4 protein-coding genes are annotated in these 6,000 nt (G+C 41.6%); 1 reads left to right on the top strand and 3 read right to left on the bottom strand.

Translation table 11 applies throughout. The features are described from left to right. Positions 1 to 109 precede the first annotated feature (109 nt). Both RRG12_RS16850 and RRG12_RS16845 read right to left on the bottom strand, forming a co-directional pair. Positions 110 to 415: a DUF4090 family protein gene (locus RRG12_RS16850; RefSeq protein WP_069074763.1), complete on the bottom strand. Its 306-nt coding sequence runs from the start codon at positions 413 to 415 to the stop codon at positions 110 to 112. A gap of 160 nt (positions 416 to 575) precedes the next feature. Beyond that, entirely contained in the window at positions 576 to 1,046 is a 471-nt protein-coding gene (locus RRG12_RS16845) for a DUF4079 domain-containing protein (protein WP_084227405.1), read from the bottom strand. A 464-nt stretch (positions 1,047 to 1,510) separates the two neighbouring features. On the opposite strand from RRG12_RS16845, the gene RRG12_RS16840 reads away from it, so the two are divergent. Beyond that, positions 1,511 to 2,794 carry an ankyrin repeat domain-containing protein gene (locus RRG12_RS16840; RefSeq protein ID WP_420760076.1) on the top strand — a complete coding sequence of 428 codons (1,284 nt, stop codon included), beginning with the start codon at positions 1,511 to 1,513 and terminating at the stop codon, positions 2,792 to 2,794. Positions 2,795 to 3,641: 847 nt separating this feature from the next. On the opposite strand, the gene RRG12_RS16835 is transcribed toward RRG12_RS16840, so the two are convergent. Then, positions 3,642 to 5,033: a PP2C family protein-serine/threonine phosphatase gene (locus RRG12_RS16835; RefSeq protein ID WP_069074256.1), complete on the bottom strand. Its 1,392-nt coding sequence runs from the start codon at positions 5,031 to 5,033 to the stop codon at positions 3,642 to 3,644. Between the last annotated feature and the right edge of the window lie 967 nt (positions 5,034 to 6,000).

Raw genomic sequence — 6,000 nt, 5'->3', positions numbered from 1 at the left:
CTGGCGGACGTGCGGTTTCGCGTTAAGTTGACACCAATGAGCAATGCTGTGCCCCTACAACATATTTGGTTCAAATAAATGAAAATTGTTGTAAAACATCAACCAACATTTATTTTCCACTATAGAAAAAGGCAATTTCTTTCTCTTTTAGGGGTGCGAAGCCAGCATCTACAAGTAGTTGGTCGAGTTCTGCTTGAGGAATGTGTTTTGCACCAATTCGCACAATGCGCGATCGCATAGTATTAGATACACCACTACGCTGTCTATTGCCTTCTAGCGCCATGACTTTACCATAGAGTTCTAGCTTGGCAGGCGGAATGGGAGAACCATCAAAATCAATTCCCTGTGCGATCGCTTCATCAATAGCATCGGCACCTGTAGTGGTTTGATTCCCTGAGTTAGTTTCGGTAGGCATGATAATTTTCTCCTCTTCGCTATGGGTAGATTTTACCAGCCTTGCTGACACCAAAGCTGCCTACTGCCCTCTGCCTCTCCTGATAAACCGTGGTTCATTACTGTTTTAACGTGGCGATCGCCACTCGCCACGTACTAGGCTTGATATGATTCCGACTTACCTATGCTTTAGTGAGAATTCTTTGGACAATTTGCACCCCAGTCACAGCCTGCCAAGCAAAAAGTCCCAAAAGCGTGAAATTTATTAAAATATGAGTTGCACGCGCCCAATTTGCTCCTTTTTGCATATAAGGAGACAAAGCAGCAGAAAATGCAATTAAACCTGTCATACCTAATCCTGCTAATAGGTGAGGCTGCACAAATAACTTACCGTTATTGATGTAAGTGACGGCCATCCCGCCGATCGCACCTGCCACCATCAAAGCTAGGAGTATAGAACCGATTTGGTAGTGTCTGACGTTATATCTACCTTTAATCAGTTCTTTCTTTTCTTCCCCCTGAGCATTTCTGGTACGCTGTAATTGCAGCCCCAAATAGGCGGCATAAATTGAGAGTACTAATAGCGCCCACATCAGCACCGGATGGAAGAAGTTTAGCCAATATTTTACCGATGCAGAAAGTTCCAGATTCATAGTGTTCTCGCCTAATTCTTAAATCTTCATAAAAATTAGCATAACTCTATTTTCTGTGCTTAAAGTTGCACAAATTGAAGAAGAATTCAGAAGTCAGAATTCAGGAGGCTCGTAGACTCGCTTTCCGCAACGCTATCAGTCGGGGATTCAGACGCTCCTGCGTCGCTAACGCTCTGCCATCCGCTTTTTCGGTCAGAATTAAGTCTGAATTCTGACTCCTGACTACTGAATTCTGTTCGATAAAAAGAGACTAAGAGATGAGGAGAGAAGACAGGAGTGAAGCCTCCCTTAGCCTTAATTTGCATCCAGTCAATAGATAGAATGCTTGCCAAGACTGCATTTCTTAATTTTTAATTTTTAATTTTTAATTTTTAATTGCATAACCCTCTTGCCAAAGTGGATAAACAATCTCAGACTAAATTTTGAGGGTAGACGAACAAAATCCCCTGTATGGGATCTCATCCATGACTGAAAATAACGATACTTTGCTGTTAAAAGCTGCTAAAAGCGGCGATATTAAGGGGTTGCGTAGGGTACTGACTGCTGGTGCAAGAGTGGACGCGGGCGATCGCCAAGGTACGACGGCGTTAATGTTTGCTGCCAATTTAGGCTACACAGAAATTGTGCGATCGCTGCTAGATGCTGGGGCAAATATCGACTTGCCCAGAAAACTCTATGGTTTGACAGCTTTGATGTTGGCGGCTAGTGCTAAACAGCTTGACATTGTGCAACTTTTACTATCTAGAGGTGCTGATGTCAATGCCACAAATGAAGATGGCAGCACAGCTTTAATGGCAGCAGTCCTCAAAGGTTATGTAGATGTAGTGCGAGTTTTATTAGCTGCTGGTGCAAAGGTAAATATCGCAGATCAAGATAATGATACTGCATTGAAAATCGCCGTTAAGCAGGGAAAAATAGAAGTTCTAGAAGCAATTCTCCAAACTGGTGTTTATGTCAACATCCAAGATGAGGAGGGTGAAACACTCTTAATGCTAGCGGCAGACTTAGGACATCTGGAAATTGTGGAAGCACTGCTAGCAGCGGGGGCTGATGTGAATGTGAAAAATCCTGATGGTGGAACTGCCCTATCAGCCGCCGCCGCCGCGGGACACAGTGCGATCGCCGCAGCTTTACTGGATCGAGGTGCCGAAATTAATCTCCAAGACCAAGATGGTGAAACTGCCCTACATCTTGCTGTTGTGGAAGGCTACATTGATGTCGTGCAAGTCTTACTTAACAGGAATGCAAATGTCCAAATTAGGAACCACCTGGGTGATACACCACTGCTTGTAGCAGCATTGCAAGGACATAGCCAAATTGTCGAGGCATTGCTGCATTCTGGCGGAGATATTAATGGGAAAAATCTTGGTGAATTACCTTTGACATTGGCTGCATCACAAGGACACACCCAAACAGTCAAAGTGTTACTAGAACATGGTGCTGATGCCAACACTGTGGGGGACGATGGCAAAACTGCTTTGATCAAGGCAACCGAACGCAAACACACAGAGATTATACATTTGCTGCTGGCAAAGGGGGCAGATGTGAATTTTCAAGACTCAGCGAGGGCAACATCATTGATGTGGGCTGCCTCAGCAGGTTATGGCGAAATTGTGCAGTTATTACTCCAAGCTGGGGCAGATATGAATTTGAAAAACCGGGGTGGTTATACTGCTTTAATGATTGCAGAATTTAATGGTTATAAGAATGTAGTGCGGAGTCTGCAAAAAGCTGGGGCACAAGAATAGCCATCTGAATTCTTCATCTAAAATATTTTCAGAAATATCTTGACAAATCATTAAATGAAGGTTAATTACTTAAATACCAAGGAAGTTTAAAACAACCAAGTCTAGACCTAAGAAACAAAGAAAGCAAAACCCCGTCGTAGCTGTTGTGAACTTGCTACGGCGGAGAAAAGAAAAATTAAAACGCCAAGAGGGAGCAGGCTAAATGCTTGCGTCACAAGGATAGAAAGAAAGCAAAAATGAAGAAGTAAATTTACCTTTTACTTTTTACCCTGTACCTTTTACTTTTTACCTGCTCTCTCCCTTGACGTTTCCTACTGTGCTAGATGTGCAAAATATATAGTTTTTGCTTGAGCAGAAAAGTATTCTAACGATCATTTTTTGTGTATTATCCAAAAGGCTGAATACAAACAATTTGCCAAAAAAGGTTGATATGCAACAATTTGGGCAATAGTTACGGAAAATCAAAGAAAAATAAATAAAAAATTAAATTTAGTAGAATTACTGTGGTGAATCCCCAGCCACCATAATTTTATTCATGACTTGACCCATGACTTGACCAAGCAAAAATGGCTGATGACTTTCAATAAGTAGTCCAGCTTGAGTAACCCATATTTGAAAACGCGGGACTTATAGGCTATGGAAGCTTTGTATCTCGCTGCACTTTCAGCTTTTAAAAATTCTTCCTTTTAAACTGGGTAATATCCAGAACTATGGCTCCTGAGCTTGTCATTGGCGCAGCCTCACTTAGAGAAAGAAAGTATTTCCTCCTGCCTCCTGCCTTCTGCCTCCTGTCTCCTGCCTCCTGTCTCCTGCCTCCTGCCTCCTGCCTCCTGCCTCCTGCCTTCTTTTATAAAATTTGCAGAACAACTAGTGTCATATCATCAGTGTTTTGCTTCCCATCACCAATGAATTGCTGAACTTGGTCAAAAAGGTAATCCACAATCTCCTCTGGCCCATTGCAGTACTTACAAGCAGTATTGAAGCTAGCGACAAAATTATCTTCATCGAAGCGATCGCCACCAGCGGCAGCAGCATCAGTCAAACCATCTGTATAGTAGATAATTGTATCTCCAGGTTCTAACTGTGCCTGGGCATCCTCATATTGGCTGTTAGCATCCAAACCGATTAGCATTCCGAGAGTATCTAAACGGCTGACAGTTTTTGTCGCTGCGTGCCACCACAAGGGAGGATTGTGTGCTGCATTGCTATAAGACAAAATTCGGTTATGGGGATTATATTCTGAATAAAATAGCGTTACAAAGCGGTGGGAATTTTCCAAATCCGCATACATAACTCTATTTAAGTTTTGCAGAATTCCTGCTGGGGAATTACCATGTAACACTTCTCCCCGTAACATTCCCCGCATCATCGTCATAATCAGCCCAGCGGGTACACCTTTGCCCATAACATCTCCAATAACCAAACCCCAGCGACTATTTTCCGTGCCGCCTTTGGTCTTGGACTGAATCTTATTGTGATTGGTAGCAATAAAGTCGTAGTAGTCTCCGCCAACGCGATTGGCAGGTTTACAGCGTGCCGCTAGGACTACACCAGGGATTGTAGGACATTGACGTGGCAAAAGCCGCCGTTGAATTTCTGCGCCAATTTCTAGTTCTTGGTCTAGGCGTTCTTTTTTTCTGAGTTCTACAGCTAGTTCATCGTTTTCGATCGCTACTGCTGTTTGGTCTGCCACTAACCTAACTAACTTTTGCCTAGTTTCTGTCCAACTATATTCCGGATCGCGGCTCAAAACATAGAGCCATCCCCGTTCTGTATGTTTCACCAGAATCGCCGTACCAAAGATTTGCACATCTGGCCCCAAATAGCGATGCATCTGGTCATCCAAAATCCCCGTGGCATTGGCTAGAGGCGCACTATTGGGCAAAAGCGTGATTTGACTACTGGCTATTTCTAGCGCTTTGCGGATATTCTTGCGCTGACCACTATCTTGCCAATGTAACTGTTCTAACCTGACTTGACCATTAGGTTTGTAGAGAAACAGAGCGCTGCCGTCTGCATCTGTCACTCTTGTTGCCATCAACGGTATCAGTTCCAAAAACTGATTCAAATTATTGAAACTTCTCAGGGCAAATCCTAAAGAACTTAGCAAATCTTGAATTTTGTTCTGTTCCCGGTGCAACCTTGCCACGAGTTCTTTAAGTGCTACGACTGGTGTGACATCTGTCGCGGCACTACTATTGCTGTCAGTGGGTTGAGAGGGCAGTTGAGACACAGGCACAGGTATTATTGCACTTTATATTGGCAGATTATTAGATTACTTATAAACTTTTTGGCTTTGGCATTGCTAAACCATATTTAGACAAGACTTGTCATTTTAGCAAGAGTATAAAGACGTAGCAGACAAATTTTATAAGTATTTTATTTGCTTATTGTATTTATGATGGAATATTAGCAATTCCAAATCATGTATTTTTAGTCCAAACCCAACCAGTAAAAATTACTAGTTTCGATGATAGTTCATAAAGATTTTCATTTTTCCATAACTTAATTTCCAAAGCATATCTCTAAAGTCATAAAAATACTTTGTTCAAAGAATAATTCCGAGTGACTGTTTGGAAAGATGTAACTAGGAGACTATAAGTCTTCTGAGTCAAAACCTCTAGTAGTTCTCCAATCAAGCTTAGTTTAGTAAAAAACCGACTTACACTCATTCCCAAACCTGAGAATATGTAAATAAGTCTTCAAATACTTAATTGGTATACCATAATTGCTGGGATAATTGCCAAAATCGAGTTTTTCCATTTTAATTTTCTCGTTTTGCGAATTCTGAGTTGCTGAAGATGCAAAACTTAAACGCATTGAAACGGAATAAAAATAAGATAACCCAATCTCGTGAGCCAGCAATAATACACTTAAAACATTAGCCTGTAATTGATTTTAGGGTTAAGCCATTTGGTAAGTGTAGGATAGGAATACAAAAGATGACACTAAATCTAAAAAAATATCCTCCAATAACTTTAAGTCAAAAACCAGAAAGAGTGTTCTTGTTTAACCATGAGAATTCAAACCTCTCAATTTACTAAAAAGATTTGTAGATACTTTCGCAAGTAGGAGATGAGAATACACCTGAGAGTGTTGAACCAGCTTACTTACACCAATTCTCTTTTTGAGTCCACAGTGAACGATTCTCCGAAATGCTAATGTTCAGAAACCGTCCTTCTTTAGAGATAAGCGTTAGGCAAACA

Source organism: Nostoc sp. CALU 546 (assembly GCF_048836525.1).
The sequence above is the reverse complement of the archived record's forward strand: the minus strand, read 5'-3'. Positions and strand labels throughout refer to the sequence as shown.